This window comes from Rhodococcus sp. OAS809, assembly GCF_040546695.1.
Taxonomy (GTDB): domain Bacteria; phylum Actinomycetota; class Actinomycetes; order Mycobacteriales; family Mycobacteriaceae; genus Rhodococcus_F; species Rhodococcus_F qingshengii.
In genome coordinates this window covers 6,002,178-6,026,013 of record NZ_JBEPOI010000002.1, presented here as the reverse complement: position 1 = coordinate 6,026,013, position 23,836 = coordinate 6,002,178, and the positions used below count along the sequence as shown (strand labels likewise).

At 63.1% G+C, this 23,836-nt stretch carries 24 protein-coding genes and 1 pseudogene; 9 read left to right on the top strand and 16 right to left on the bottom strand.

Annotated elements, in window-relative coordinates; genetic code table 11:
* Window positions 1-122: 122 nt before the first annotated feature.
* The 3 genes from ABIE52_RS31350 to ABIE52_RS31340 form a co-directional block, all read right to left on the bottom strand.
* Window positions 123-881 (bottom strand): hypothetical protein, encoded by a 759-nt coding sequence (locus tag ABIE52_RS31350; protein ID WP_003945247.1) that lies wholly within the window; start codon window positions 879-881, stop codon window positions 123-125.
* Complete coding sequence (locus ABIE52_RS31345) at window positions 881-3,439, bottom strand: bifunctional FO biosynthesis protein CofGH (protein ID WP_003945208.1); 2,559 nt, start codon at window positions 3,437-3,439, stop codon at window positions 881-883. The genes ABIE52_RS31350 and ABIE52_RS31345 overlap by 1 nt, the downstream gene beginning before the upstream one ends.
* A 118-nt stretch (window positions 3,440-3,557) precedes the next feature.
* Window positions 3,558-3,746 carry an Rv3202a family protein gene (locus tag ABIE52_RS31340; protein WP_003945217.1) on the bottom strand — a complete coding sequence of 63 codons (189 nt, stop codon included), beginning with the start codon at window positions 3,744-3,746 and terminating at the stop codon, window positions 3,558-3,560.
* An 82-nt stretch (window positions 3,747-3,828) separates the two neighbouring features.
* Between ABIE52_RS31340 and ABIE52_RS31335 the strand changes: the two genes are divergently transcribed.
* Together ABIE52_RS31335 and ABIE52_RS31330 are read left to right on the top strand one after the other, a co-directional pair.
* Window positions 3,829-4,332 (top strand): PH domain-containing protein, encoded by a 504-nt coding sequence (locus ABIE52_RS31335; RefSeq protein ID WP_042926352.1) that lies wholly within the window; start codon window positions 3,829-3,831, stop codon window positions 4,330-4,332.
* Complete coding sequence (locus ABIE52_RS31330) at window positions 4,329-5,900, top strand: PH domain-containing protein (RefSeq protein WP_081377527.1); 1,572 nt, start codon at window positions 4,329-4,331, stop codon at window positions 5,898-5,900. Before ABIE52_RS31335 ends, ABIE52_RS31330 begins: the two co-directional genes overlap by 4 nt.
* Here the strand turns inward: ABIE52_RS31330 and ABIE52_RS31325 are convergent.
* The 6 genes and pseudogenes from ABIE52_RS31325 to typA all read right to left on the bottom strand — a co-directional run bounded on the left by ABIE52_RS31325 (window position 5,860) and on the right by typA (window position 12,257).
* Window positions 5,860-6,705 carry a uroporphyrinogen-III synthase gene (locus ABIE52_RS31325; RefSeq protein WP_030536223.1) on the bottom strand — a complete coding sequence of 282 codons (846 nt, stop codon included), beginning with the start codon at window positions 6,703-6,705 and terminating at the stop codon, window positions 5,860-5,862. The two genes, ABIE52_RS31330 and ABIE52_RS31325, sit on opposite strands and share 41 nt — an antisense overlap.
* A 51-nt stretch (window positions 6,706-6,756) precedes the next feature.
* Window positions 6,757-7,173, bottom strand: a complete 417-nt coding sequence (locus ABIE52_RS31320; protein ID WP_192712336.1) for a hypothetical protein — start codon at window positions 7,171-7,173, stop codon at window positions 6,757-6,759.
* Between the two features lie 92 nt (window positions 7,174-7,265).
* The gene (locus tag ABIE52_RS31315) at window positions 7,266-7,424 is read right to left on the bottom strand and encodes a hypothetical protein (RefSeq protein WP_003945210.1); all 159 of its coding nucleotides are present in this window, start codon (window positions 7,422-7,424) and stop codon (window positions 7,266-7,268) included.
* Between the two features lie 107 nt (window positions 7,425-7,531).
* Entirely contained in the window at window positions 7,532-8,416 is an 885-nt protein-coding gene (mshB, locus tag ABIE52_RS31310; protein ID WP_030536225.1) for an N-acetyl-1-D-myo-inositol-2-amino-2-deoxy-alpha-D-glucopyranoside deacetylase, read from the bottom strand.
* A pseudogene (locus tag ABIE52_RS31305) lies at window positions 8,413-10,198 on the bottom strand (ABC transporter family substrate-binding protein). Before ABIE52_RS31305 ends, mshB begins: the two are co-directional and overlap by 4 nt.
* Before the next feature lie 151 nt (window positions 10,199-10,349).
* A complete protein-coding gene (typA, locus tag ABIE52_RS31300; protein WP_007726276.1) occupies window positions 10,350-12,257 on the bottom strand; it encodes a translational GTPase TypA in 1,908 nt (635 codons plus the stop codon).
* A gap of 324 nt (window positions 12,258-12,581) precedes the next feature.
* Between typA and ABIE52_RS31295 the strand changes: the two genes are divergently transcribed.
* Window positions 12,582-12,758, top strand: a complete 177-nt coding sequence (locus tag ABIE52_RS31295) for a hypothetical protein (RefSeq protein WP_003945207.1) — start codon at window positions 12,582-12,584, stop codon at window positions 12,756-12,758.
* Here ABIE52_RS31295 and ABIE52_RS31290 read toward each other — a convergent pair.
* Window positions 12,736-13,161, bottom strand: coding sequence for a (deoxy)nucleoside triphosphate pyrophosphohydrolase (locus ABIE52_RS31290; protein ID WP_007726279.1), 426 nt, complete (start codon window positions 13,159-13,161; stop codon window positions 12,736-12,738). The genes ABIE52_RS31295 and ABIE52_RS31290 overlap by 23 nt on opposite strands.
* A 16-nt stretch (window positions 13,162-13,177) precedes the next feature.
* On the opposite strand from ABIE52_RS31290, the gene ABIE52_RS31285 reads away from it, so the two are divergent.
* From ABIE52_RS31285 to ABIE52_RS31275, 3 genes are all read left to right on the top strand, one after another.
* A complete protein-coding gene (locus ABIE52_RS31285; RefSeq protein WP_003945236.1) occupies window positions 13,178-13,480 on the top strand; it encodes a 4a-hydroxytetrahydrobiopterin dehydratase in 303 nt (100 codons plus the stop codon).
* A gap of 271 nt (window positions 13,481-13,751) precedes the next feature.
* Window positions 13,752-14,495: an Rv1157c family protein gene (locus ABIE52_RS31280; protein ID WP_003945233.1), complete on the top strand. Its 744-nt coding sequence runs from the start codon at window positions 13,752-13,754 to the stop codon at window positions 14,493-14,495.
* A 78-nt stretch (window positions 14,496-14,573) separates the two neighbouring features.
* On the top strand, window positions 14,574-14,972 hold the full coding sequence (locus tag ABIE52_RS31275; RefSeq protein WP_042448789.1) for a hypothetical protein: 399 nt from the start codon (window positions 14,574-14,576) through the stop codon (window positions 14,970-14,972).
* Here the strand turns inward: ABIE52_RS31275 and ABIE52_RS31270 are convergent.
* Window positions 14,963-15,421 (bottom strand): MarR family winged helix-turn-helix transcriptional regulator, encoded by a 459-nt coding sequence (locus ABIE52_RS31270; RefSeq protein ID WP_003945257.1) that lies wholly within the window; start codon window positions 15,419-15,421, stop codon window positions 14,963-14,965. The genes ABIE52_RS31275 and ABIE52_RS31270 overlap by 10 nt on opposite strands.
* Window positions 15,422-15,506: 85 nt before the next feature.
* Between ABIE52_RS31270 and ABIE52_RS31265 the strand changes: the two genes are divergently transcribed.
* Both ABIE52_RS31265 and ABIE52_RS31260 read left to right on the top strand, forming a co-directional pair.
* A complete protein-coding gene (locus ABIE52_RS31265; RefSeq protein WP_047270338.1) occupies window positions 15,507-16,937 on the top strand; it encodes an MFS transporter in 1,431 nt (476 codons plus the stop codon).
* 235 nt (window positions 16,938-17,172) lie between these two features.
* Window positions 17,173-17,673, top strand: a complete 501-nt coding sequence (locus tag ABIE52_RS31260; protein WP_007726289.1) for a nuclear transport factor 2 family protein — start codon at window positions 17,173-17,175, stop codon at window positions 17,671-17,673.
* On the opposite strand, the gene ABIE52_RS31255 is transcribed toward ABIE52_RS31260, so the two are convergent.
* Window positions 17,660-18,442, bottom strand: a complete 783-nt coding sequence (locus ABIE52_RS31255; protein WP_192712334.1) for a DUF1906 domain-containing protein — start codon at window positions 18,440-18,442, stop codon at window positions 17,660-17,662. The two genes, ABIE52_RS31260 and ABIE52_RS31255, sit on opposite strands and share 14 nt — an antisense overlap.
* Before the next feature lie 895 nt (window positions 18,443-19,337).
* Between ABIE52_RS31255 and ABIE52_RS31250 the strand changes: the two genes are divergently transcribed.
* Window positions 19,338-19,568: a PLD nuclease N-terminal domain-containing protein gene (locus tag ABIE52_RS31250; RefSeq protein WP_007726301.1), complete on the top strand. Its 231-nt coding sequence runs from the start codon at window positions 19,338-19,340 to the stop codon at window positions 19,566-19,568.
* Here the strand turns inward: ABIE52_RS31250 and ABIE52_RS31245 are convergent.
* The 4 genes from ABIE52_RS31245 to ABIE52_RS31230 form a co-directional block, all read right to left on the bottom strand.
* On the bottom strand, window positions 19,556-20,497 hold the full coding sequence (locus ABIE52_RS31245; protein WP_125051638.1) for an antibiotic biosynthesis monooxygenase: 942 nt from the start codon (window positions 20,495-20,497) through the stop codon (window positions 19,556-19,558). The genes ABIE52_RS31250 and ABIE52_RS31245 overlap by 13 nt on opposite strands.
* 1 nt (window position 20,498) lies before the next feature.
* Window positions 20,499-21,899, bottom strand: a complete 1,401-nt coding sequence (locus ABIE52_RS31240) for an amidohydrolase family protein (protein ID WP_125051640.1) — start codon at window positions 21,897-21,899, stop codon at window positions 20,499-20,501.
* A 69-nt stretch (window positions 21,900-21,968) separates the two neighbouring features.
* Entirely contained in the window at window positions 21,969-22,667 is a 699-nt protein-coding gene (locus tag ABIE52_RS31235; RefSeq protein WP_020908494.1) for a CPBP family intramembrane glutamic endopeptidase, read from the bottom strand.
* 168 nt (window positions 22,668-22,835) lie between these two features.
* Window positions 22,836-23,798 carry an ABC transporter substrate-binding protein gene (locus ABIE52_RS31230; protein ID WP_354541572.1) on the bottom strand — a complete coding sequence of 321 codons (963 nt, stop codon included), beginning with the start codon at window positions 23,796-23,798 and terminating at the stop codon, window positions 22,836-22,838.
* Window positions 23,799-23,836 lie beyond the last annotated feature (38 nt).

Sequence of the window (23,836 nt, the reverse complement as noted above, 5' to 3'; positions counted from 1 at the left end):
GTGCATCGCCGCCGCAACACGCAGTTGCAAGGGGCCGAAAATCCGATACGACTCTCACGTACCGCGGGAACAGCCTATTATCCCCCTGCCGACCGACTCTGAGCAGGCGGGGGTAACACATTTCAGCCTACTGCGGTGATGTTCCTCGACCGAATCGCGATCCACTTCTCCCCCAGAGCGGCCGCGCGTACCAGTGCGCCCCGCTCACCGAGGTAATCCGCCACGACGCCGACCACCGGAATCTTGCCGATGATCTCGTACGGTTTTGTCCGAGACGGCCGCTTGTGCAACTCGTCCGTGATGGCACGAAAAGTCTTGGACGTGCGCCACAACGTTCCGATGAGCGCGAACGGGCGCCAGGTCTCGTCGGCGCCGCCGGCTGATTTCTCGGCGAAGTCCTCTCCGGTGAGAAGCTCTCGAGACTTCGTCTCACGCCGGCACAGCACCGACGCCAGGAGGTCCACCTGCTGATCCCGTTCGGTCACTCCGTGTTCACGGGCAACCGCAACGAGCACAACGGCCTGATTCGCGAAGGCCAGCAGGTCCTGGATCGGCAACCGATTGAGGAGGACACCGAAGATGCCGGGAAACGCGACGGCAACGGTGTTGAGTGCACCCAACCGGGTCGTCCACCACTTCGAGCGCTGCTCGTCGGTCATCACCGACCACGCCGCCGTCCCGGGGAACTTGACGACGTCGAGGACCCAAGCGGCCGCGTCCAACACCATCGCAGCAGCGTTTCGCTCGGGATCGGTCGGCTCGAACGTCCGACGCTTGATACCGAGCGGATCGCTGTAGGCGAGGTCGAGAACCGGGTTGATCCCCCACACCGCTCGATCGAGAACCTCGACGACCTTGCGGTCCCCCAGTACGTCAGCCATCAGGCAATCGCTCCTTCGCGTCGTGCATGTGTGGTGGTTCGTTCGCGTGCCGGACGTCCGATTCCCTCGGCGATGGCGCGCAGTTCTGCGACGGTCTTCTCGGAACCGTGTTCGGAGCCGGCCATCCGCGAGATCGTCTCTTCCATCAGCGTTCCGCCGAGGTCGTTGGCGCCGCCGTTGAGCATCATCTGCGTTCCGGTGATGCCAAGTTTGACCCAGCTGGTCTGGATATTGGGTATGCGGCCGTGCAGCATGATGCGTGCCAACGCGTGCGCAGCGCGGTTGTCCCGATTGGTCGGCCCTGGCCGTGAAGCGCCCGCCAGGTACAGGGGCGCGCTCTGGTGAACGAACGGCAGCAGCACGAACTCCGTGAATCCGCCTGTACGGTCCTGGATTCCGCGAAGAACGTTCAGGTGCCCGACCCAATGGTGCGGCTGATCGACATGCCCGTACATCATCGTCGAACTCGACCGCAGCCCCACCTCGTGGGCCGTGGTGACCACTTCGATCCATTCCGCCGTCGGCAGTTTGCCCTTGGTGAGGATCCAGCGCACCTCGTCGTCGAGGATCTCCGCTGCCGTACCGGGAATGGTGTCCAGGCCCGCCTCACGAAGGGCCGTCAGCCAATCCCTGATGCTCTCACCACTGCGCGATGCACCGTTCACGATCTCCATCGGAGAGAACGCGTGGACGTGCATCGACGGCACGCGCTTCTTGACGGCCCGGACCAGGTCGGCGTAACCGGTGACGGGAAGTTCCGGATCGATACCGCCCTGCATGCACACCTCGGTTGCGCCGGCGACGTGCGCTTCCCACGCACGGTCGGCGACCTGCTCTGCCGACAGCGTGAACGCGTCGGCGTCACCCTTGCGCTGCGCGAACGCACAGAATCGGCAGCCCGTGTAGCAGATGTTGGTGAAGTTGATGTTCCGGTTCACCACGTAGGTGACGTCCTCGCCGACGGCATCCTTGCGCAGCGCATCCGCCAGTGCCACAACGGCTTCCAGGCCCGGGCCCTCCGCCGTGGCGAGGGCCAGGTACTCGTCGTCGGAACATCCGGCCGGGTCGCGTTCGGCACTGCGGAGCGCAGCCAGCAGATCGGTGTCGACGCGAATCGGAGCACTGAGCTCGAGAACCTGTTCGCGCACGGTCTCCCAGTCGCCGAACGCACTGCCCAGGTCACTGCGGGTCTCGGTGTTGCGCCCGTCCGTGTCGATCTCGGTATTGAGATCGACGCGTCCGCTCGATTCCCACGACTCGTCCGGTTCCTGCCACGGCCGACCCACCGGCTTGGTGTCGGGCAAGGCGAGACCGGTCTTGGGATCCGCCAGCGCCTGCACGTGACCCGCAATACGCGGATCGATCCACGGAGCCCCGGCCAGGACATATGCCGGCTGAGCCGCAGTGCGTTCGGTCAGCGTGAAGCCGCCCTCGGCGCTGATCTCGGCCAAGGTCTCGAGATTCGGCCAGGGACGCTCGGGGTTGACGTGATCGGGGGTCAACGGTGATACCCCGCCCCAGTCGTCCACGCCTGCGCCGAGCAGCGCGAGGCACTCGCTGTTCGAGACGAGATTCGGCGGACTCTGGATCCGCATCGTCGGCCCGAGCAGCAGGCGTGCGACGGCGATGGCCGCGAGAAACTCGTCGAGTCCAGCATCAGGCGTATTGCGCATCGCGGTATCGGGCTTGGCCAGGAAGTTCTGAATGATCACTTCCTGGATGTGGCCGAACGCCTTCTGCGACTTGCGTATCGCCATGATCGACTCGGCACGTTCGAGGAAGTTCTCCCCGATGCCCACAAGAATTCCCGTGGTGAAGGGGATGTTCAGTCGGCCTGCGTCGGTCAGGGTGCGTAGCCGAACCGCCGGGTCCTTGTCCGGGCTGCCGTAGTGGCACTCACCCTTGTCGGTGAACAGCCGGGTAGCGGTCGTCTCGAGCATCATGCCCATCGACGGCGCAACGGGCTTGAGCCGCGAGAGTTCCTGCCAGCTCATCACACCGGGATTGAGGTGTGGGAGCAGGCCTGTCTCCTCGAGTACCCGGATCGACATCGCTCGCACGTAGTCGAGGGTGGAGTCGTAGCCGCGTTCGTCCAGCCATTGCTTGGCTTCCGGCCAGCGAGCCTCGGGGCGATCCCCCAGCGTGAACAACGCTTCCTTGCAGCCCAATTCGGCGCCTGCCCTGGCAATGTCCAAAACCTCGTCCGGTTCCAGGAACATGCCGTGCCCAGCGGCACGCAGCTTCCCTGGCACCGTGACGAATGTGCAGTAGTGGCACTTGTCCTGGCACAGACGGGTCAGCGGAATGAAAACTTTCCGCGAATACGTCACGGTGTTCGGCCGACCCGCTGCCAGCAGACCGGCATCGCGAACCTTGGCCGCCGAAGAACACAGATCGGTCAGATCGGTTCCCCGTGCCTGCAGCAGCGTTGCCGCCTCGTCGACGTTCAGGGTCGCTCCGTCGCGTGCACGACGGAGAACTCGCCGCATCGCCGACGCTGACGGGCCGGGCGACGGACTGGACGAGGCGGACGCGGAAATACCTGGCATCGGAAGCATGGTGGGTTTGCCGGAGTCATCACCAGTTCGGTTCACCTAGCGATCATGCGCCATGTGGGACGACTAGTGCCACCCGGTGCCAGAAGTAGGAGGCCTCACCGCCCCGACACCGCCTCGATCACGACGGCCGGTAGTCGTCGTCGACCGCAACCTCGACTCGTTGATCCACGACGTCAGCCACTGGCGCGTCGAGCGGAATGTCGGTCAGATCGGGTTCTTCAGGGGCGTTCGGATCTACGGGTGTCGATTGTTCGAGCGCATCTGATTCCGGAGCCTCCGGGTCGAATGTCGCATCTTGTTCGGTCATCACGTGCTCCCTTCGCGGTCGCCACACTCCACGATAGGGCCGATGTCGACAGATCGCCCCTCACTCGACCAAAGTAGTGCCCATGACTGCGCCGCAACCGCTGACCATGGCCGACCCGTTATGGCGACCCAGCACCAAAGCCCCGAGGCTGTGGGCAATCACTGCCTCACTGTTCTGGGTACCCGTCATCGTCGCCGAAATCGTCTGTGCCGTCTTGGTGCCCGGAATCCCGTCCTGGGTGGTCGGCACCGTATTCGCAGTCACCGTACTCTTCGCTGCCACCTACATTCTGATGGTCCCGGCGTGGCGGTATCGGGTCCACCGATGGGAGATCAGTGACACCGCGGTATACACCCGCACCGGCTGGTTCACCCAGGAGCGACGCATCGCACCGATCTCGCGCGTGCAGACCGTGGACACCGAGCGCGGACCGATCGACCGCATGTTGGGTCTGGCAACCGTCACGGTCACGACAGCGTCGTCGGCCGGGGCCGTGAAGATCTCCGCACTCGACCAGGAAGTCGCCGACCGCACGGTGGCTCAACTGACGGAGATCGCGGGTACCAACGTGGGAGACGCGACGTGAACGAGAAACAGTTGGGCGACCCGACCGCGATCGAGATCCCGGTAGAGGCGGAAACGGCAGCTGCCGAGGCCGCGGAAGAGGAACAGCCCTGGCTCCGCCTCGACCGACGCATGCTTCTGGTCCACCCCGTCAACGAAGTCGTCAAACTGCTCCCGGTCCTACTCGTCTCCGTAGTTCTCGGCAGCCAATCCGGAAACCACTGGTGGGGACTCGGCGTCGTCACTCTGCTCGTCATCTTCGGTTTGTTGCGGTATTTCACCACCACGTACCGAATCGGACCCGTCCACGTTCAACTGCGCACCGGGGTCTTCCAGAAAAAGCTGCTCTCCGTCCCGCGTAGCCGCATCCGATCCGTCGACGTCGAGGCCGGGGTCATGCACCGGTTGCTCGGACTGTCGATCGTGCGCATCGGTACCGGCCAGCGCGCCGGGAGCGGCCACGATTCGAACAAGTTCGAGCTCAACGCCCTGTCGACCGCCCTGGTTCCGGACCTACGCGCCGCACTGTTGGCCGGCGCCCAGCAAGCACGGCGACTGGAAACCCCGGGCACGCCGGTCGAAAGCATCACCGAACCGGTCGACACCGAAATCGGTCACTGGGAACCGAGTTGGGTTCGCTACGCCCCCTTTTCGTTCACCGGAATCGCCATCATCGCAGCCATCATCGGCATCTCGTTCCAATACGGCATCGGCACTGCCGTCGCGAAATCCTCGGCAGTGAGCGACAGCTTCGACTCACTCGAGAGCCTCGGCATCGCACTGATGGTCGTCATCGCACTCGTCGTGCTGCTGGTGCTGTCGAGTGCACTCGCCTGCGTCCAGTACCTGATCGCGTTCGGCAACATGAAACTCACCGACAACGGCCGCATCCTGCATGTCAGTCACGGCCTGTTGAAGACTCGGCAAACCACACTCGACCGCGCCCGCCTCCGCGGCACGACGCTCAAGGAACCGCTCCTGCTGCGATTGGCCCGCGGCGCGCGGCTCGACGCCATCATGACCGGGGTCAGCGCCGAGAAGAAGGAATCTTCGCTACTGCTCCCGCAGGGACCGCGCAGGGAAGCCGAGCGAGTGATGGCCACCGTGATCGGTGACTCACGCCAGGCGTCCGCCCCGCTGATCCCGCACGGCCCGGCCGCGCGGCGTCGCCGGTACACCCGAGCACTGTTCCTCGCCGCGGTGGCGTTCCTGGTCTGTGTGGCGTGCGCGGCTTCTGGACTCGATGTACCGATCTACGCGTGGTTCGGGGTCGCCGTACTCGCCATCGGTGGCACCGCCCTCGCCTACGACCGATACAAGGGCCTCGGCCACGCAGTACTACCCGGATGGTTGATCACCCGAAACGGCTCGCTCGATCGCCAGCGTCACAGTCTCGAATCCGAAGGTGTCATCGGATGGACGGTGCGCGAGACGTTCTTCCAACGACGCGCGGGAGTGGCAACCGTCGTCGCCGCGACGCCCGCCGGCACCGGAAGCTACGAGGTGATCGATCTCCCCGCCGAGAACGCGTGGGAATTGATCGAAGCCGTCACTCCGGGCGGTGGCGACGTGTGGGCAGGTCGTCGATGATGAGCCTCGCCAGCGAACCGAGACGCGATCGCTCGGGCTGGATGGTCGGAACACCGAGGAGTTCCAGCGGAGCGGCCGTGACCGGTCCGACGCAGTAGGTCGGTACCGGTCCGCGCATCGCTGCGACGAACCGCTCCAACTCGCCCATTTCTTTTGCCGTGCTGAGCATCGAGGAGACCGCGGGGGCACTGGTGAAGGTCAGCGCGTCGATCGCACCGGAACGAACTGCAGCGACCAACGCGCGGACCGGCGACTGATCCGGCGGCCGGATCCACCGATAGACCGATACCGGAGTGACAACCGCGCCGATGTCGGCGAGGGAGGCGCTCAGGTCCGTCAACGGCTCCCATTCGGTGATGGTGCCGTGCAACTGGACTGCGATGCGCAAGCCTGCCACTCCCTCGCTTCCGAGATGTGCCAGAACTTCCTCGGACGACTCACCCGAAGGCGACCATTCCTCGCGCAGTCCGGCGCCTCGGATGGCGCCCGTCGCCTTCGGGCCGCGGGCGATGATGCGCGTGTGGGCGAGAGCCCCGAGGAACTCGTCGGTCAAACCCCACGAGGCGACGGCGTCGAGCCAACCCCTGAAGCCGATCCCGGTACTGATCACGACCAATTCCGGAGGATCGGCAATCAAAGCGGACGTCTGAGTCCTCAGGTCTCGATCGTCCACCAACGGCAGCACATGGATCACCGGTGTCCGCACGATCTCCGCGCCTCGACGTTCGAGGAGCGTCGCAAATTCTTCGACACGCCGTTCTGCGGTCAAGGCGATAGTCGCACCCGCCAAATCATGTTCAGCCACAGGCTGAGTGTCCCTTATGCACGGGTCAGTTTCCTACGCGCGCGCCGAGAACTATTGCGAGCTGAGGGTGGCGAGTCTGTTGATCGCCACTTTGAAGAGGAAAACGGCGGCCGGAGCGATCGCACCGACCAGCAGCAGGAAGGTCAGAGGGGACGAAAGCACGAGTACGTCGCCGCCGGGGCCGCCCACCATGCACACCAAGAACCCGACGATCCAACCGGCGAGCGGCAATGCGGCCCTACCCGGCGTCGTAACCGTGCGGGCGGCGATCACCAATACGAGGTTCGCGGTCGCGGCTACGAGAATGCTGATGGGAAATGCCGTCGTACCGAGATGAGTCGGCAAGAACAGGACGGACAACACCGCGCACAAGAATCCGTCGAAAATCAGGACGCCGAGGATGACAGGGTCGAGCCACGCCAGCGACGTTCCTGTCGAGGCGTCCGTGTTGTTCTCGACGGTCGTCATGGTTTTGATAGTGGTCTATCGGTCGTCATCGCGCGAGCGCGGGGTCCCTCCCGACAAGCACCCCGGCTCGCGCCCGAAAAGCACGAAGCTGATCAGGGAACCGGCGGGAACCCGAGCAGAGTCAGCAAATGACTCTGCTGATCTGCGAATGCGTAGAGCGACCCGTAATACAAGTCGTGGTAATAACCAGCCATCGGACGCAACGAATCGACGAAGGCGACGATCTGGTTTTGCAGGTCCCAGTTGTACATTTCTTCAGCCCCCAGGCTTTGCTGTTACCGAAAGGACCACCCATCCGGTGACACGCATCACACACCACTACGGCGTCGATCGCAATGCCTGTGAGCCGACGCCCAGGTCAGCTGTGCAGCCCGCCGAACAGATCGCGCTCGCGGCCGTCCTCACCCACCGGACCGAGCGCGCCGGCGGCCAATACGAAATGCTCGACCGTCAGGATCGGTTGGACCACGTTGTTCGACAATGCGAACTCGGCTCGGCTCGGGGCTACCGTCACCTGAGTGGCGTGGGCGCTCAATGCCCTCGCCTTCGCATCGATGACGCCTCGAACGTCGATTGCCGTCGTCACGTCTGTGTCCTCGACGCTCGGCAATTCCCCGGGCTCGGGCAGACGCCAGTTCTCCGGGAACTCGGAAATCGCCGCGATGCCGCGTTCGAGTCCGCTGCGCTCGGTCACGGTCCAGTAGAACTTCGGAGTCGACCACGGCTCGCCGGTCTCGGGATACGCGGTCGTTCCTGCAGCTTCGACGGCCGCTGTCGTGATCGCGTGCGCCTGGATGTGGTCCGGGTGCCCGTAGCCGCCGTTGGGGTCGTACGTGATCACGACGTGCGGCCGAATCTCACGAATGACGGCGACCACCGCGCCGACTGCTTCGTCGAGTCGAGCATTGACAAAAGCACGGGGATTGGCGGCCGAAGGTGTGCCGATCATTCCGGAGTCGCGATACCGACCGGCATCGGCGAGGAAGCGAGGAGCGGCACTGCCCAAAGCCGACAAAGCAGCGCTCAGTTCCGCGATCCGGTAGCCACCGAGTTGATCGGCCTCGGAAGCCACGAGCCCGGCCCACGCATCACCGATCACTTCGCCTTCCTCCCCCAACGTGCAGGTGAGGACTGTGACCTCGACGCCTTCGGACGCGTATCGCGCGATGGTGCCACCGGTGGTGATCGTTTCGTCGTCCGGATGTGCGTGCACCAACAGAAGTCGCTTCGCCGACGCGGTCACTTTTCCACCCTCACCCAGTCCGTAGCGTTTCCGAATATCCCCACCTGCACCGGCCCGTCGAGGACCACGCCCTCGACTCCGGTCCCGACCGCGACCAGCGCTCGGCTCTGCACGATCGGCAAAACCGCCGCAAGATCCCACAGCTTGGGTTCCGCATCGGCGATCAACGACCCCAGATCCCCGATGCCACTGAGCGCTTCGTCGATCCGACCTTGCAACGCCGGATCACACAGCCCGGACAGGTTGCTCGGAGCCTCGACGCTTGTCGTTCGGATGGGCTCCGGTGTCTGCGACGGCGTCGGTGCGGGCACTGCCGAACTTGTTGCCGGAGTGGAAGGTGCGCTCGGGCAACTGAACCGCGAGGCCAGCGAAGTGGCCGTGTCGGCGCCTGCCCGGCTCCAACCGACGATCATGTCGACGCGTCCTGTCGTCAGGTCCTCGCCGTAGAGTTCCTCCGGCGCCACCGATTCGACGGTCGCCAGGATTCCCACGTCACGCAATTCGTCGGCAGCGGTGTTTGCCACGGCGATCGCGATGTCGTCGTTTTCGGGAGCGCCGATCAGCAGTGTCAACTGGGCGCCGTCACGGACGATCGATCCGACCGTTCCAGTGCCCGTGACGATTCCGGTGGGGCGGTGCCGTCAGGTAGCCGGCTGCAGTCAGCTCGCCCAGTGCTTGCTCCCTGGTCGGTTTCGGCGGCGCGGTGGGCGCATATCCCGGATCCGACGGAGCGAGGATCTGAGCTTTCACCGGGGCCGACGCCGATTCACTCCCTGCCGCCACCACGGCGAGCAGGTCCGGATCGAGCAGTCCCAGAACACCTTTACGCACCCGAACATCCGCGAAGTTCTTGCTTCGCCCGTTCACGTTGATGTCGAGAGTGCGCGGAACGTAGGAGAATGCCGTCCTGACACCCGGGATTGCAGACAGCTGAATATCCGTGGCACTACCCGAATGAACCTGCGCCACTTGGGCATCGTCGGTACGCAGCGCATCCGCCAACTGCGCAGCCGTTCCTCCGCGTCGCAGAACTATCTGATCCGGGTCTGAAGGCTTGCCCCAGAATCGGTCGTTGCGTTCGAGCACGATTTCGTCCCGGCCGCGGTCGACCGAGCGCACGTGAAAGTGGGCTCCCGACACCGGAATCCCCTCACTCAGGCCGGTGCTGAAACCGCCGGGAGTGTCCTTGATCAGGTGGGACGGAAGAATATCGGTGAACAACTCTCGCCATGCCGGATACGGCGCACGCATCACGACGTTGACCGTTTTGCCGCCGCCGGACGAGTTCACGTCGTCGATCATCTGATAGCCCGCGGGATTGACCACACCGGGAACCGAGATCATCTGCTGCCACAGGTAGCGAAAGTCTTCTGCCGCAATGGGAGCGCCGTCCGACCATTGGGCTTCGTTGCGCAGTTGGTAGCGAATCGTGAACGGGGCCTCCGACGTCACTTCAGCGGAAACGAGGAAAGAATCGTCGATCGCCCACTCCGTCGCGCCAGGTTGTGTGGGCGAATTGATCGGGCGAAACGCACTGGGCAGTACGAGGTTGCCGACTGCGGAGTTGACCGGCGACTGATCCGCGAGCAGGTGCGGGTTGAATCCGCCTCCCACCTCGTCGATTGCCACAGTGACCTGCTTCATCGCCGGAACGACCGGAGTCAGTGTGGGCTTGACGGTTTCGGTGCTCTCGACCGGAGGCGGCGGATCGGCTGTACATGCAGTCAGTGACAACGCCGTCACTGCCACTGCCAACGCCAGGTAGCGACGTCCTGAGGCCACAGACAATTCCTTCCGTACGGGGCCGCGTCGCCCCTTTGCACTCGATTCCCTGGCAGATCTTTCGCCTGGAAACCATGAAGGCGAATGTACCTTTCCGCCGAAAACTCGGCTGAAAGGCACATCCGCCTGTCAGGTTGTAACCGACGAAAGACTACAGAGCAGCCTTGTCGCGTGCCTTGCTACGTGAACGCTCGCGAGCGCGCTCGGTTGCGTTGAGGTGCACCTTGCGGACGCGGACGTCCTCCGGGGTGACCTCGACGCACTCGTCGCTGGAGCAGAACTCCATCGCTGCTTCGAGTTCGAGCTTGATCGGCTTTGCGAGGGTCTCCATCACGTCTGCGGACGACTGACGCATGTTGGTCAGCTTCTTCTCGCGGGTGACGTTGATGTCGAGGTCTTCCTGACGCGGGTTGATACCGACGACGTGTCCCTCGTAGGTGTCTGCGCCGGGCTCGACGAAGAAGGTTCCACGGTCGGCCAACTGGATCATGGCGAACGGCGTCACCGTGCCGGAGCGGTCCGAGACGAGCGAGCCGGTGTGGCGCGCACGGATCTCGCCGGCCCACGGACCGTATCCGTCGAACACGGCGTTGGCGATACCGGTTCCGCGGGTTTCCGTGAGGAAGTCCGTGCGGAAGCCGATGAGGCCACGCGAAGGAACGATGAACTCCATGCGAACCCAGCCTGCGCCGTGGTTCGACATCTGGACCATCTTGCCCTTGCGGTTGGCCAGGAGCTGCGTGATGGCGCCGAGGTACTCCTCGGGGCTGTCGATGGTCAGCTCTTCGAAAGGCTCGTGAACCTTGCCGTCGACGAGCTGCGTGACAACCTGCGGCTTACCGACGGTGAGTTCGAAGCCCTCACGACGCATCTGCTCGACGAGGATGGCGAGCGCGAGCTCTCCACGACCCTGGACCTCCCACGCATCGGGGCGACCGATGTCGAGGACCTTGAGCGAGACGTTACCGACGAGCTCCTGGTCCAGGCGGGACTTGACCATGCGTGCAGTCAGCTTGTGACCCTTGACGCGACCGACGAGCGGTGACGTGTTGGTGCCGATCGTGACCGAGATTGCCGGCTGGTCGACGGTGATGCGGGGCAGTGCGACCGGGTTCTCCAGATCGGCGAGGGTGTCGCCGATCATGATGTCCGGGAATCCTGCGACGGCGCAGATGTCACCGGCGACGGCGACCTCACCGGGAACGCGCTCGACACCGATGGTCGTGAGGAGTTCGGTGATCTTGGTCTTCGTGACGACGGGCTCGCCGTCGACCTCGCGGCACCAGGACACGGTCTGGCCCTTGCGCAGCTCGCCGTTGTGGATGCGAACGAGTGCGAGGCGACCGAGGAATGCGGATGCGTCGAGGTTGGTGACGTGAGCCTGCAGCGGTGCGTCGACCGAGCCCTTCGGCGCGGGGACGTACTCCATCAGCACCTGGAAGAGTGCGGTGAGGTCCTCGGCGTCGGGAGCCTTGCCGTTCTCGGGCTGCACGGTCGATGCCTTGCCTTCGCGACCGGACGCGTAGAGGACGGGAAGTTCGAGTGCGAGCTCAGCGGCTTCGGCGGCCTCGTCGGACAGGTCCGATGCGAGGTCGAGGAGCAGGTCCTGAGCCTCGGTGACAACCTCTTCGATGCGGGCGTCGGGGCGGTCCGTCTTGTTGACGACCAGGATGACGGGCAGCGAAGCGGCGAGTGCCTTGCGCAGCACGAAACGCGTCTGCGGCAGGGGTCCCTCGGAAGCATCGACGAGCAGGACGACGCCGTCGACCATGGACAGGCCGCGCTCGACCTCGCCACCGAAGTCGGCGTGGCCGGGGGTGTCGATGACGTTGATGACGGTGATGGAACCGTCTTCGTTGACCTTATGTACTGCGGTGTTCTTCGCGAGAATGGTGATGCCCTTCTCGCGTTCGAGGTCGCCGGAGTCCATAACGCGATCGACCAGCTCGGCGCGCTCCTCGAACGCGCCGGACTGACGAAGCATGGCGTCGACGAGGGTGGTCTTGCCGTGGTCGACGTGTGCGACGATGGCAACGTTACGGAAGCTGGTGATGGTCACGCGATGGCTCTCCTGGCTGAGTTGATTCGGCCACGCGAAAGTCAAGTCGCACGGCTCTTCTGGTGGCCGCTGCACGAGTGTGTGATCCGAATCAGGGCACGAATCGCCTGAGAAGGCACCGCGGCCTAGTAAATACTACTCGCTCCGGGCTGATACTCCTGCATTGTGCGGCCTCTATCACCGCCCCCACCAGCGAATAGTGATCTGCACCACGCCGATGCGCGTAGGATTACGACCTGGAGAAACAGGTCATTTAAGGGTACGCTAACCTCGTTCCAAGAGCGGGCTCTCCGCCGTAGTGAAACAGGAAAGCCGCAGCGTCACATGGGAAAAGTCAAGGCAAGCAAGGTCTCGCAGCTCAAACCGAAGAAGAAGTGCTGCCGCAAGAAGACGCGGTGCATCAAGTGTCCCGTCGTCATCATGCGGATGAAGAAGCTCGAGAACGAGGGCGCATCCAAGAAGGAACTGAAAGCGGGTCTCAAGAAGGCTCGTGCGGCGTAAGCGCGCTCAATTCCGCGAGTAACTCGGGGATCCAGGCTCGATCGTTGTCCACCAGATCCATCGACAACAGTTCTTCGGCGTCGACCCATGTCAATTGAGCATGGTCGAGCGCGACCGGTTCTCCCGACACCAACTCCGCCCGGTAGGCCCGCAGGACCAACCCAGGCGACAGTGGCACGTCGACGCCGATTCTGGCGCCGCATCTCACCTCGACCGCCAGTTCCTCGAGCAGCTCCCGCGCCAACGCGTTCTGTGGCGATTCGAATTCTTCGACCTTCCCGCCCGGCAGCTCCCAACGACCGGCCAAAGCCGGCGGACTCGTCCGCTGCGCGAGGAGCAGCCTTCCCTCGCGGAAGATCGCACCGGCGACAACTTCCCGATCCCTTGCAGGTGCATCACTCATCGCACCATGATGGAGTATGGCCACTTTGTTGTCCGACTCCGCGATCCAAAACGCTCTCGACGAACTGCCCGCCTGGCAACTGTCGCCAGGGTCGATCACTCGCACGGTCGACTCCGCGACATTCCCGGACGCCATCGCGCTTCTTCAACGCATCGCGGCAGTCGCCGAGGCCGCGGATCATCATCCCGACATCGACGTTCGCTGGCGAAAGGTCACGTACACGCTTTCGACACACTCGGCGGGCGGTCTCACGGAACTGGACTTCGACCTTGCCCGTCGAATTGACGTACTCGTCGACGATTCGGTCCGTTTCGACTGATCTTCGAGTGAACAAACCTCGCAATCTGACGTAACAGTTGCATCAACTTTCACATAGATCACTTCAGTCACAGGTATGGTCGCCGTAAATCACGATCGAGGCCGGTCATGCCATAGACTCCCCCCGGTGCGTAGCTGCTCAGCAACTGAACAGCTGTACAACCCGGGGGCTCTGTACATAGAGTGACCCCTCGAGCCGTCAAACGCGGAGCTCGCCTAGGCGCCCGCGCGGTATGACTAAGGATGGGGAAACAGTGCTTCGAACCCGAGGTATGCGAAAGGCGTTCACCGCCGTCGCTATTGCCGCAGTAGCAGGACTGGCATTGCCGGCACAGGCAATGGCCGATCCGGCAGCACCGCCCGCACCCGAAAGTGTGCCGATCGAGTTCCTCGCATCGTTTGCGCCCGCCATCATCGGCGCCGCCGCAGGTCCGGCCGATGTTGCAGGCGGACCGCAGCAAGCGTTGCTCGACCAGGCTCGCGCGATCCTGAACTCCCCCGGCATTCCGCCCGAGATCAAGGCCACCCTCGAGAAGGTCATCACCTTCCTCGACGGCAGCGGCGGCGGCGGACCGGCGATCCCGGACGAGAACGCCCCCGTCATCGCGCAGTTCCTCTACCCGACGCTTGGCAAGGGCTGCATCTCGGCCACCGCCGATTCGGTCGGAACCGCACTTGCCGTTCCCGGCCCGGCTCACCTGCCTCCTCCCGGTCCCGCTGCCGGTCAGGCCGGATTCGTCTTCACCGCTCTCGGTACGGCTCCCGCCGTCGACGACCAGCCGGTGCCGATGACCGTCACCTGGGTCAACATCGACAACCAGCGCAGCGCCACCCAGAACTTGACCAACGCCGCACGCATCAACCCGGACGGCCCAGCCACTCTGTCGGCTATCGCCGATACCGGCCCCGGACGCGTTCTCTCGGTGATCAGCGGTTCGCTGACCACCCAGCCGGAAGGCGCAGATCGCATCACCTGCAGCTTCCTTCCGACCGTGGGCATGTTCGCGGTAGCTTGATCGAAGTCTTGTGAAAGGGACCCACCGAATTTCGGTGGGTCCCTTTTGCATCTCCGATCACCGTGATAGACCCGATAGATGGGACATCTACGAGTGGACATCACGCACGGTCGTCCAGAGAAGAAATCCGGCCCAGACCAGTCGATACGGTCACACAAGTCGACGCGATCGATACTGTCCATCCGATCCGAGGGGTCCATTCTCTCGATCGGATCGGCGTACTCGATCCTGTCGATCGGTAGCGTCGGCTCTTTTCTTTCGATCGGAAGCATCGGGTCTACGGCGTCGGTCCTGAGTTCGGGCTCGTTCGCCAGTCTCGGGTCCGCGCTGTCCGGTCTCTCACGTTGGTCACTGCTCTCCTGGCGTGGAAATCATGCAGCCCCCGAAGAACACCCGAAACTTGTTGTCATTGCGCCGGAATCGGATTCGAGCGATCCGGACCGCTCACTACGATCCGTCTCGCACTCTCAGACCTGATTCGGTCGCGGCCATTCGCGGCCTTCCAGCGCTTCGACCGAGGTATTGAATTGCCGCAGTAGGTCACCGAGCGCGAGACGCTGCTCCGGCGTCCACTCGCGGAGGACCTTTTCGACACCGGCTGTCGAATGTTCGCGATCAGCACGAAGTTTCGACAGCCCCTGCGCCGTCGGCCGGACCTTTCGCGCGAGCCCTCCGTCCGGATCCTCCACTCGCTCCACCAAGCCCTGACGCCTCAGCGCGCCGATCTGCCGGTTGATGGTGGAGATGTCGAGCGAGAAAGCGCAGGAGAGCTCCTTGAGGCTCATGGGATGTTGCAATTCCAGTCGACCGAGCAGTAGATACGCCGACCGGTCCAGATGAAGTTCGGCCCGTTGTGCGAGCGCGTGGTAACGCGAGAGCAGAGTCAACTCGTACTCGATATTCACCAGATCAGGGTCCCGGTCCATCCTCATATTGTGCAGACTACACACGATGTGTAGCGTGCACACTGGGGCGAACGCACCAATCAGAACACGCCATGGCGGGAGCCGCATGTCCGTTCACGCAGGGTCGTCCAATGTCGACGAGAAAATCCCCGACACGAACTACGCATCCTCGGGTCCAGTGCTCACCGTTCTAGGACTGTGCGGAATCGTCGTCGCCTTGATGCAGACGCTGGTAGTCCCCATCATTCCGCAATTGCCGCACCTGTTGAACTCCACTCCCGCCGACACCTCGTGGGCGGTCACCGCAACACTCCTCGCCGCCGCGGTGATCACGCCGATCAGCGGGCGCCTCGGCGACATGTTCGGCAAGAAACGAATGCTGCTGGTCAGTCTCGCGATGGTCGTTCTGGGCTCGGCCATCTGCGCGATCGCACCATCACTGATCGTGCTCGTTGTCGGCCGTGCACTTCAAGGAGCATCGGTCGGGGCAATTCCATTGGGCATAGCCATCATTCGTGACGTTCTTCCACCGAAGAAAGTGGCCGGCGCGATGGCGGTCATGAGCGCCACCCTCGGCGTCGGCGGTGCGATCGGACTGCCGATCGCCGCGGTGATCGCCCAGAATGCCAACTGGCACTTCCTCTTCGTCACATCGGCAGTGTTCGGGCTGATCTGCATCGCACTGGTTGCGTTCGTCATTCCCGAATCGACCGTACGACGCCCGGGACGTTTCGACTTCGTCGGTGCGCTCGGCCTCACCGTTGGTCTGATCACCCTGTTACTCCCCATCACCAAGGGCGGAACCTGGGGATGGAGCGACGCGAAAACCCTGGGGCTCCTTGCGGTTTCCGCGCTCAGCTTCCTGATGTGGGGATGGTGGGAACTTCGACGCAACGCACCGCTGGTGGACCTCCGCGTATCGGCCCGGCCGCAAGTTCTCTTCACCAACTTCGCGTCGATCGCCGTCGGTTTTGCCATGTACGGCAATTCTCTGACGCTCCCCCAACTGCTCATGGCACCGACGTCCACCGGTTACGGACTCGGACTGTCCATGGTTGCAGCGGGACTCGCACTGGCCCCCGGCGGACTCGTCATGATGGCGCTCTCGCCCGTCTCCGCTCGAATTTCGGCGTGGCGTGGCCCACGAATCACGCTGATGCTCGGCGCCCTCGTCATCGGATTGGGTTACGCCTTCGCATATTTCACGGTGTCGAGCGTCTGGCAGGTCGCGGTGGCCGGAATGTTCATCGGAGCGGGCGTCGGGCTCTCGTACTCGGCCATGCCGGCCTTGATCATGGGCGCAGTCCCCATCACGGAATCTGCAGCCGCGAACGGACTGAACTCACTGATGCGATCGATCGGCACGTCGACGTCTGCCGCGATCGTGAGCGTCGTCCTGGCCGGAATGACCATCACCGTCGGCACCGCAGTGATCCCCTCGTTCGAGGCGTTTCGTGCCACGTTCCTGATCTCCATCGCCGCCGCCGTCGTGACGATGGTGTTCGCCGGGTTGATTCCCAAACAGAAAGTCTCGTAAGGGAATCAACCCGGCGGAGGACTCACTTCTCCGAAGAGCCTTCGATGCTGCCCGTCTGCAACTTCGACAGAAGTGTGTAGATGAAATTGATGATGATATCCACGTGGTGCCCTCTCACATAACGGGTCCCCGACCCGCCAACGACGGTACCGCAGAACTCTTCTCCATCGAATCGCCGACAATCAATTCTGCAACGTGTTCTAATTTGAGGCGACGACTACCCGAGGAGCCTTTCATGACCTGGACACGCACCGAACTCGAAGACGCCTTCGCGGGTTACCAGAACACCGTTGTCGAGTGCACTCGTTCCGGCGATTGGAACGCCTTCGCGGACATGTTCACCGAGGACGTCGTCTACGTGGAACACGCTTTCGGCACCCTCAATGGCCGAGAGGCCGTACGCAAGTGGGTCACTCGCACGATGACGGAGTTCCCGGGGCACCGCATGACCGAATTCCCGGCCAACTGGTTCGTGGTCGACGAGCAGCGCGGATGGATCGTGTGCGAGATCGACAACCCGATGGAGGATCCGGGTGACGGATCCAAGCACGGAGCCGCCAACATCACGATCCTGCATTACGCCGGCAACGGACTGTGGTCTCGCGAAGAAGACGCCTACAACCCGATGAACTTCCTATCGATGGCAAAAGCATGGTGCCTCGCCGCGGAAGCGGCGGGCACCCTCCCCGACGACGCCAAGGCCTGGCTCGCCAAATTCGGCGCTATGGTCCGATAGATCCTGTCGGCAACGAGGATCCGACCGGCTGAGCCGGACCGACCGCACCGGCCAACGACCACTGCCCGTAGTCCCGAGTGAGGATCGAGTTCAGATCCACGCCGACGCCGTCGACCTTGCGCTTGTCGATCTCGAACTGATGCAGGTTTGCCCGCGGGTGCACATACCCTGCGGGCGAGCCCCAGTTGTGCTGCCAGAACCAGGTTCCGACGCCGGCACTGATCATTGCGTCGATCACGCGAGTGTTTCCGTAGACGCCGAGCGCTCCGTTGCCGACAACCGAGGCCCACCCCTCGAGGTACGGCGTGATCAGCGTAGTGATTTCAGTAGTGGTCGGGTTGTCGTCGATCGACGCGTAGATCGGCCGACCGGACGGCCCACCAGCCGCCGCATGTAGTTCGAGGCCACGGGCAGCATGACGCTTGCCCGCTTCGCGGGCCCCGCGCCAGTCCGCCGTTCCGCCCTTGCCGAATTGATAGCAAGAAACGACTTGAAGTCCGGCCGCGGTCAACGCGTCGGTTTCCCGCGCCAGTACGGGCTTGCCGACCATCCAATCGGCGCCCGGGCGCCTGTCCGAGACGTATCGAATGGCGCCCGCATACCCGGCGGCCTTGATTGCCTGAGCGGACGGCACACCGGCGGCGTAATCGAGCAGGGTCCCGAGCGAACCGGCATTGGCCACCGACGTCGTACCGCTCAATGCAGCGAGTCCGGCAGCCGCCGATCCAGCCGCTGCGTACTTGAAGAGGTTTCTTCGCGAGACGTGCACAAAGCTCCGATCATCGGCGTGTCCCGCTCGAAGTGGCGGGCAGGCAAGCTATCTTCTTTCGCTCGCATTCCACCACAGTCACATCATCCCCGCCATGCACTTGGCCAACATGAGCCACATTTGCGACAAATGGGCTCGGTGCCCACTCCACCGCGCAGCTCGACGAAACAGAGAAGTGCCCCCGCGCCACAGGCTCGGGGGCACTTCTTGCTCTGCGGGACTTACTCTGCCGACAGGCCTTCAACGCTTCCGGAGATGAAGTCGAGGAATCCGAAGAGGTCAGCGAAAGCGCCGAGGAAGTCTGAGATGTCGCCGAAACCGATAGTAGGCATTGATATTGCTCCTGTCAGTGATGAACTGTCCGTGATGGCGGGCCACTGGCTGGCTGCCGGGGCTAACACTAGAGCCCTTCCGTTACTTTTACGACACCAAATGTGTCCGGGACGTTACATTTCAGGCCCGCTCTAGTGACCTCATATCCACAGGTAACAACCAGTCACGGTGAACAATTTGTCACCATATTGCGCATTCCTGACAAAATTCGAACATGGTTGCCGAGATCAGTTATCGTGCAGCATCACCGCTGGACCGGTGCTGCAAGAACAGAGGGCTCGACTTCCCCACCCTGAGAGATTCGCCGTCAAAGTCTCTTACTTGCGAATCGATGCCAAATTTCCCCATCCAGGGCACATTGCATCCTGAGCGTGTGCGCAATTTTTCAGCCATAACTTCAGTTAGCGAGATCTTTACGCCGAAAACGACCGGCCCGACGGCCCGCGGGACCATACCTATCGGTCATCATGGTGACGCTATTCACACTGATTTGAGGAACTCCCGGCACCGATAACAACCGGATCTCGACACCGATTGGACGTTCGAGGGCACAGTGGAGTTCATGAACCTCACAAAGAAGAAGTCCTGGAGTGAGCTGTCACCCGCGCAACGCCGCGTCGTCGCCGTGCTCGCAACGATTCAGTCCCTGTTGGCGATCGCCGCGTGGACAGACCTGGCGCGACGCCCTGCCAATACGGTCAACGGCAGCAAGAAGAAGTGGGCGGCGATCATCTTCGTCAACTTCTTCGGACCGCTCACCTACTTCCGCCGAGGCCGGATTCAGTCGAAGTAGTCCCAGAACTGCAGCCACTTCACGGAGGCGAAGAGCGTCAGAGTCACGACGTACACCGCAATTACCGCCGCGACGCCGCGCCAGTTGGTGCGGGGAACGGCGCCGTCGACCGGGTCCAGCCAATGACGGAACCATCTCGTGACCGTCGGCATCAGGAACCACGTCATGGCGCCGACGCTGACTATCTGGCTCAACCACATCGACAGCCACGGCGGCGCTCCGATCCCGTCGAGCAACGGCCCGAGAAACCTCGACAGCGTCATCACCGTCGGATAGAGGACGAGCAGGATGATCATCGCCGTCTTCCAATTCGGCGTCGCGCGAGTCTGCCCGTTCTCCGTACGCAGAATGGTGCCGAACGGTGTCGACCGCGTGGTCTCGGTGAAGTCCTCGGCCAACTCGGCCCGCAGTTTCGGTAGTGCTGCGGCCCTCTGGGGCGACGCCATCCACACCGCCAACTGCTGCTCTGTCCGAAACCGAAGGACGGACTTCCACTGGGTGGAGTCGGTGACCGACCGCAACAACATCACCGACTCGTAGCCGGAGAATCGCGAACTGAGATCGATGAGGTGTCGTTGCGTTCGCAGAAACTCATTCTCCTTACCCACGACGACGGCGTGGTCGTACACACCGATACCGGGCGGCGGCAGCACGCCGTCGATCAGAACGAGATCACTCGTCTGCGCCAGAATTCCCGTTGCAGCAGCTGATCTTTCGAGATCGCGGCGATCAGTCGACTCCAGCCAACGATGAAGATCGTCGGCACTGTCGAAAGTGACGGACACGCCGTGCGACACCGGTTCCGGTTGATCACTGATGCCACAGCTCAGGTAGCCGTCGAATCGACCGGCGGTCTCAGCCGCACGCTCGACCCACGCCCGGAATCCCGAACTCGTTCGGTGGTACCCGGTGATGGCAGTTGCGGACACGTCAGCCCGATATCCGGCGCCCTTGCACGTACACGTGCGCAATCGCGGGCTCGCGCATCGCCATCAGGAGCCCGAAGAGCGTCTGGTCGCGGGCGAGTATCGGATCATCCGAACGCGTTCCGTAGTTGACGAGCCCGGCGAGCGGCGGCCACCCGGACGGATCGATCACCAGGAAGTCGGCCTCTTTGCCCTCGTCGAAGTTGCCGATCCGGTTCTCCATGTCCAGCGCGCGAGCACCGGCGAGTGTTCCGGTGAACAGCAGTTCGGCAGGGTGCATCGACACTCCGCCGTCGCCGGCTTCGGAGATGTGAACCTTGAAGGCGTCGCCGAGGACTCGGGTGAGCAGGCACTCGTCGCCGCCACCGAAGTCCGATCCGATCGCGATGTTGACCCCTGACGCAACGGTTCGTTTCCACGGCATGGTGCCGGAGCCGAGAAACTGCTGGGAAGTAGGGCAATGTGCGATGGAGGTTCCGGTCTCCGCCATTCGTGCGAGTTCGGAGTCCTGGCAGTGCACCGAGTGCGCGAGTATCGCGCGTGGACCCAGGAAGCTCTTTCCGCCGACCTGTGAGCCCGGGAGGAACTTGCCGTCGTACGTGTCGAGATAGGTCTCGACCTCGTACTCGGCGAGTGTGGTCGCCACCTCGCCGGTTCCGGGCCGATTGTTCTCGTTGAGATGACTGTGGAAGTAGACGCCCCGGCCACGGACGGAGTCGTACAACTCCCCCAAGTCCTTCAGCGTCCGTGTTGTCACCGCGAGAGAGAAGCGGGGAACCACTGCGACGTGAATGAGCGCAGTGTTCACGTCGCCGGTGTCGGCCGCGTGCCACTTGTCGATCTCCTCGCGGGTGAGTCTGATCGCGTCCTCTTCCGAGGTGATCAGCGCGGCAGCGGAGGCCGGGCCGGTGGTCTGAATCCCACGTCCGCTGACCACTCGAAGGCCGCGTTTCAGAGTTTCCGAGAACAGGGCGTCCTGCGCGTCCGGGAAGGCCGATCCGAACACCATCGCGGCCGTGGTTCCCGTGGCGACTCGGCGAGCGCAGAAGGCCTCGGCAGCGTGCTGGGCGAATTCCGGATCAGCGAATCTCGATTCGGAGGGAAAGACGCACAGGTCGAGCCACTCGAGGAGTTGGCCGCCGCCGTAGGCGTCGCCTGCGTAGGTCTGCGGGAAATGAATGTGTGCATCGACGAATCCGGGCAGCAGGAAACCCGGTCGGTGGTCGTGAATTTCGCCGCCCGCGAGGTCTCCGGGGAGCGATTCGAATTCTCCGCAGTAGACGATCGTTCCGGCATCGTCGATCGCCAAGACGCCGTCGGGGATCGAGACGAGCGACTGCGCCGCATCCTCAACCGTCGGACGACCGGAAATGTGGAAGACATGGCCTCGATGAAGGTGCGTCACTTACTGAGCAAAGCACAAAACTACCCGGCGCCGCGCGGCGAATGCTGTCCTTTTTGTCAGATATTGGGATCAAGCAAGAGTTGCATGCCAAACAAGAGCCGCAGCCAGTGCACCTGCACCATTCAACGACCAATGCAGAGCAATCGGCGCAATCAGGCTGCCGCTGCGATGACGAAGCCAGGTGAACACGAGACCGGCCGCAGCGGTGGCGAGAACAGCTCCGAGGATGCCGGCGACCTGGCCGACGACTCCGGTACCGAGAAAGCCGGACAGCCCTTCGTTACCACTGGTCAAACCCATCGACGACGCGATGTGCCACAGTCCGAACATCAGAGAACCGGCAGCGGCGACGCCGCGGAATCCACTGACCCGGTTCAACGTGCCGTGCAGGACGCCACGGAAAGCCAACTCTTCGGGAATGACGGTCTGCAGCGGGATCACGATCATCGACGCGATGATCGCGCCGGAAATAGTGGCGTAGCGATCCGCCATGAAGAAAGGACGTGTGAGCGGAAGCAACGCGCCGACGGCGACAACCGTCAGGACCAGGCCGACGGCGGCAAGCGCGTACTTCGAACCTCGCCGCAGGTCACGAGGGGACAGCCCCAATTCCGCCCACCCCATTCCCCGGCGCTTGGTGAGCGCCAACAGGACGAGAGCAGAGATGGGTACCGTCGCGATGCTTGCCCAGGCGGTGGTGAAATGCGCGATCAGATTGGTTCCCACCAGCACCACGATCACAACAGCGATATCCACGTATGCATGCATCCGCGGAAAACGAGGAGCGGTCGCTTCGATCTCCACTGGAGCGATCTCCACTGGGCCGCCGCTCGTTAGCTGAAAGTTCACTTTGCCCAGTGTACCGGCGCACGAGAACTGCCCGCCACTGTTTGCGAACACGCTCACAGTGACGGGCAGGTCCCGAAACAGCTCTGATCAGGCGCCGAGCGTGCTCGCAAACTTCGGAACGGCGTTGTCGATTGCGTAGGTCAACCCCGGTACCGAGCCACTCGAGAACGCATTGACGAGTGCCGGGTCATCGAGGATCAACAGATGTCCCTCCTGAGCCGACGGGATTGCGCGCAGTAGCGGATCGTTCGCAAACGCACTGCTGTCGAGGAAGATCGGAAACAGCACCGTGAGATCCGCGTCGAACAGGTTCAGGTTCTCGTTGGCGACCGGGATGTAGAAGTTTCCGGTGGCTTTTTCGGTGATCGCCGTCGGGATCGTGAAGCCGAGGCGGGTCATGAAGTCTGCGCGTGCGTCGCCGGGTACGTACGCGCCGTAACCGTCGGAACTGTAGGCGCCGACCGCCGCGGTCTTGCCCGCGAAGTTCGGATTGGCGGCAATCGCGGCGTCGAACTTGGCGTCGAGGCCGGACAGTAGCGCCTTTCCTTCTGCTTCCTTGCCGAGAGTCTTCGCGACGAGTTCGGTCTGCTGCTCGACCGTCGTCCCGTACGCAGTGGACAGACCCGGCGGCGGCCCGACCGTCGGCGCGATGGCGCTGAGCTTGTCGTAGGTGGCCTGCGTGTTGTCGCTTCTCGTCCACAAAATCAGGTCCGGGTCGAGAGCAATGACGTCCTCGATGCTCAGGTCCATGGTTCCGAGGATCTTCGGGTCCGTGGTGAACTCGTCCGCAATCCAGGGTCCGACGCCCTTGCCACCGAACGCCATCCAGTCCGCGACGCCCACTGGTTGAGTGCCCAGAGCGAGTGCCGTCTCGGCGTCCGACCAACCGAGCGCGACGACGCGCTCCGGGTTGGCCGGGACCTCGACGTCACCGAACATGGTCGAGACGGTTGCTCCCGCCTCCGCGGGTGCGTCAGCGCTGTCGCTGCTGCAGCCGGCAAGTCCGGCGACGGCGAGCGAGGCCGCCAAGGCGGTGACTGCAATCTTCATTCGAGAGACTTTGATTCGCATGGTTACCAGCACTCCTC

What these genes read in the sequence shown, in the direction of transcription:
- ABIE52_RS31350 (WP_003945247.1), bottom strand. Translation starts at nt 881, where the DNA reads ATGGCTGACGTACTGGGGGACCGCAAGGTCGTCGAGGTTCTCGATCGA.
- ABIE52_RS31345 (WP_003945208.1), bottom strand. Translation starts at nt 3,439, where the DNA reads ATGCTTCCGATGCCAGGTATTTCCGCGTCCGCCTCGTCCAGTCCGTCG.
- ABIE52_RS31340 (WP_003945217.1), bottom strand. Translation starts at nt 3,746, where the DNA reads ATGACCGAACAAGATGCGACATTCGACCCGGAGGCTCCGGAATCAGAT.
- ABIE52_RS31335 (WP_042926352.1), top strand. Translation starts at nt 3,829, where the DNA reads ATGACTGCGCCGCAACCGCTGACCATGGCCGACCCGTTATGGCGACCC.
- ABIE52_RS31320 (WP_192712336.1), bottom strand. Translation starts at nt 7,173, where the DNA reads ATGACGACCGTCGAGAACAACACGGACGCCTCGACAGGAACGTCGCTG.
- ABIE52_RS31315 (WP_003945210.1), bottom strand. Translation starts at nt 7,424, where the DNA reads ATGTACAACTGGGACCTGCAAAACCAGATCGTCGCCTTCGTCGATTCG.
- ABIE52_RS31295 (WP_003945207.1), top strand. Translation starts at nt 12,582, where the DNA reads ATGGGAAAAGTCAAGGCAAGCAAGGTCTCGCAGCTCAAACCGAAGAAG.
- ABIE52_RS31290 (WP_007726279.1), bottom strand. Translation starts at nt 13,161, where the DNA reads ATGAGTGATGCACCTGCAAGGGATCGGGAAGTTGTCGCCGGTGCGATC.
- ABIE52_RS31285 (WP_003945236.1), top strand. Translation starts at nt 13,178, where the DNA reads ATGGCCACTTTGTTGTCCGACTCCGCGATCCAAAACGCTCTCGACGAA.
- ABIE52_RS31280 (WP_003945233.1), top strand. Translation starts at nt 13,752, where the DNA reads ATGCGAAAGGCGTTCACCGCCGTCGCTATTGCCGCAGTAGCAGGACTG.
- ABIE52_RS31275 (WP_042448789.1), top strand. Translation starts at nt 14,574, where the DNA reads ATGGGACATCTACGAGTGGACATCACGCACGGTCGTCCAGAGAAGAAA.
- ABIE52_RS31270 (WP_003945257.1), bottom strand. Translation starts at nt 15,421, where the DNA reads ATGGACCGGGACCCTGATCTGGTGAATATCGAGTACGAGTTGACTCTG.
- ABIE52_RS31265 (WP_047270338.1), top strand. Translation starts at nt 15,507, where the DNA reads ATGTCCGTTCACGCAGGGTCGTCCAATGTCGACGAGAAAATCCCCGAC.
- ABIE52_RS31260 (WP_007726289.1), top strand. Translation starts at nt 17,173, where the DNA reads ATGACCTGGACACGCACCGAACTCGAAGACGCCTTCGCGGGTTACCAG.
- ABIE52_RS31250 (WP_007726301.1), top strand. Translation starts at nt 19,338, where the DNA reads ATGAACCTCACAAAGAAGAAGTCCTGGAGTGAGCTGTCACCCGCGCAA.
- ABIE52_RS31235 (WP_020908494.1), bottom strand. Translation starts at nt 22,667, where the DNA reads ATGCATGCATACGTGGATATCGCTGTTGTGATCGTGGTGCTGGTGGGA.
- ABIE52_RS31230 (WP_354541572.1), bottom strand. Translation starts at nt 23,798, where the DNA reads ATGAAGATTGCAGTCACCGCCTTGGCGGCCTCGCTCGCCGTCGCCGGA.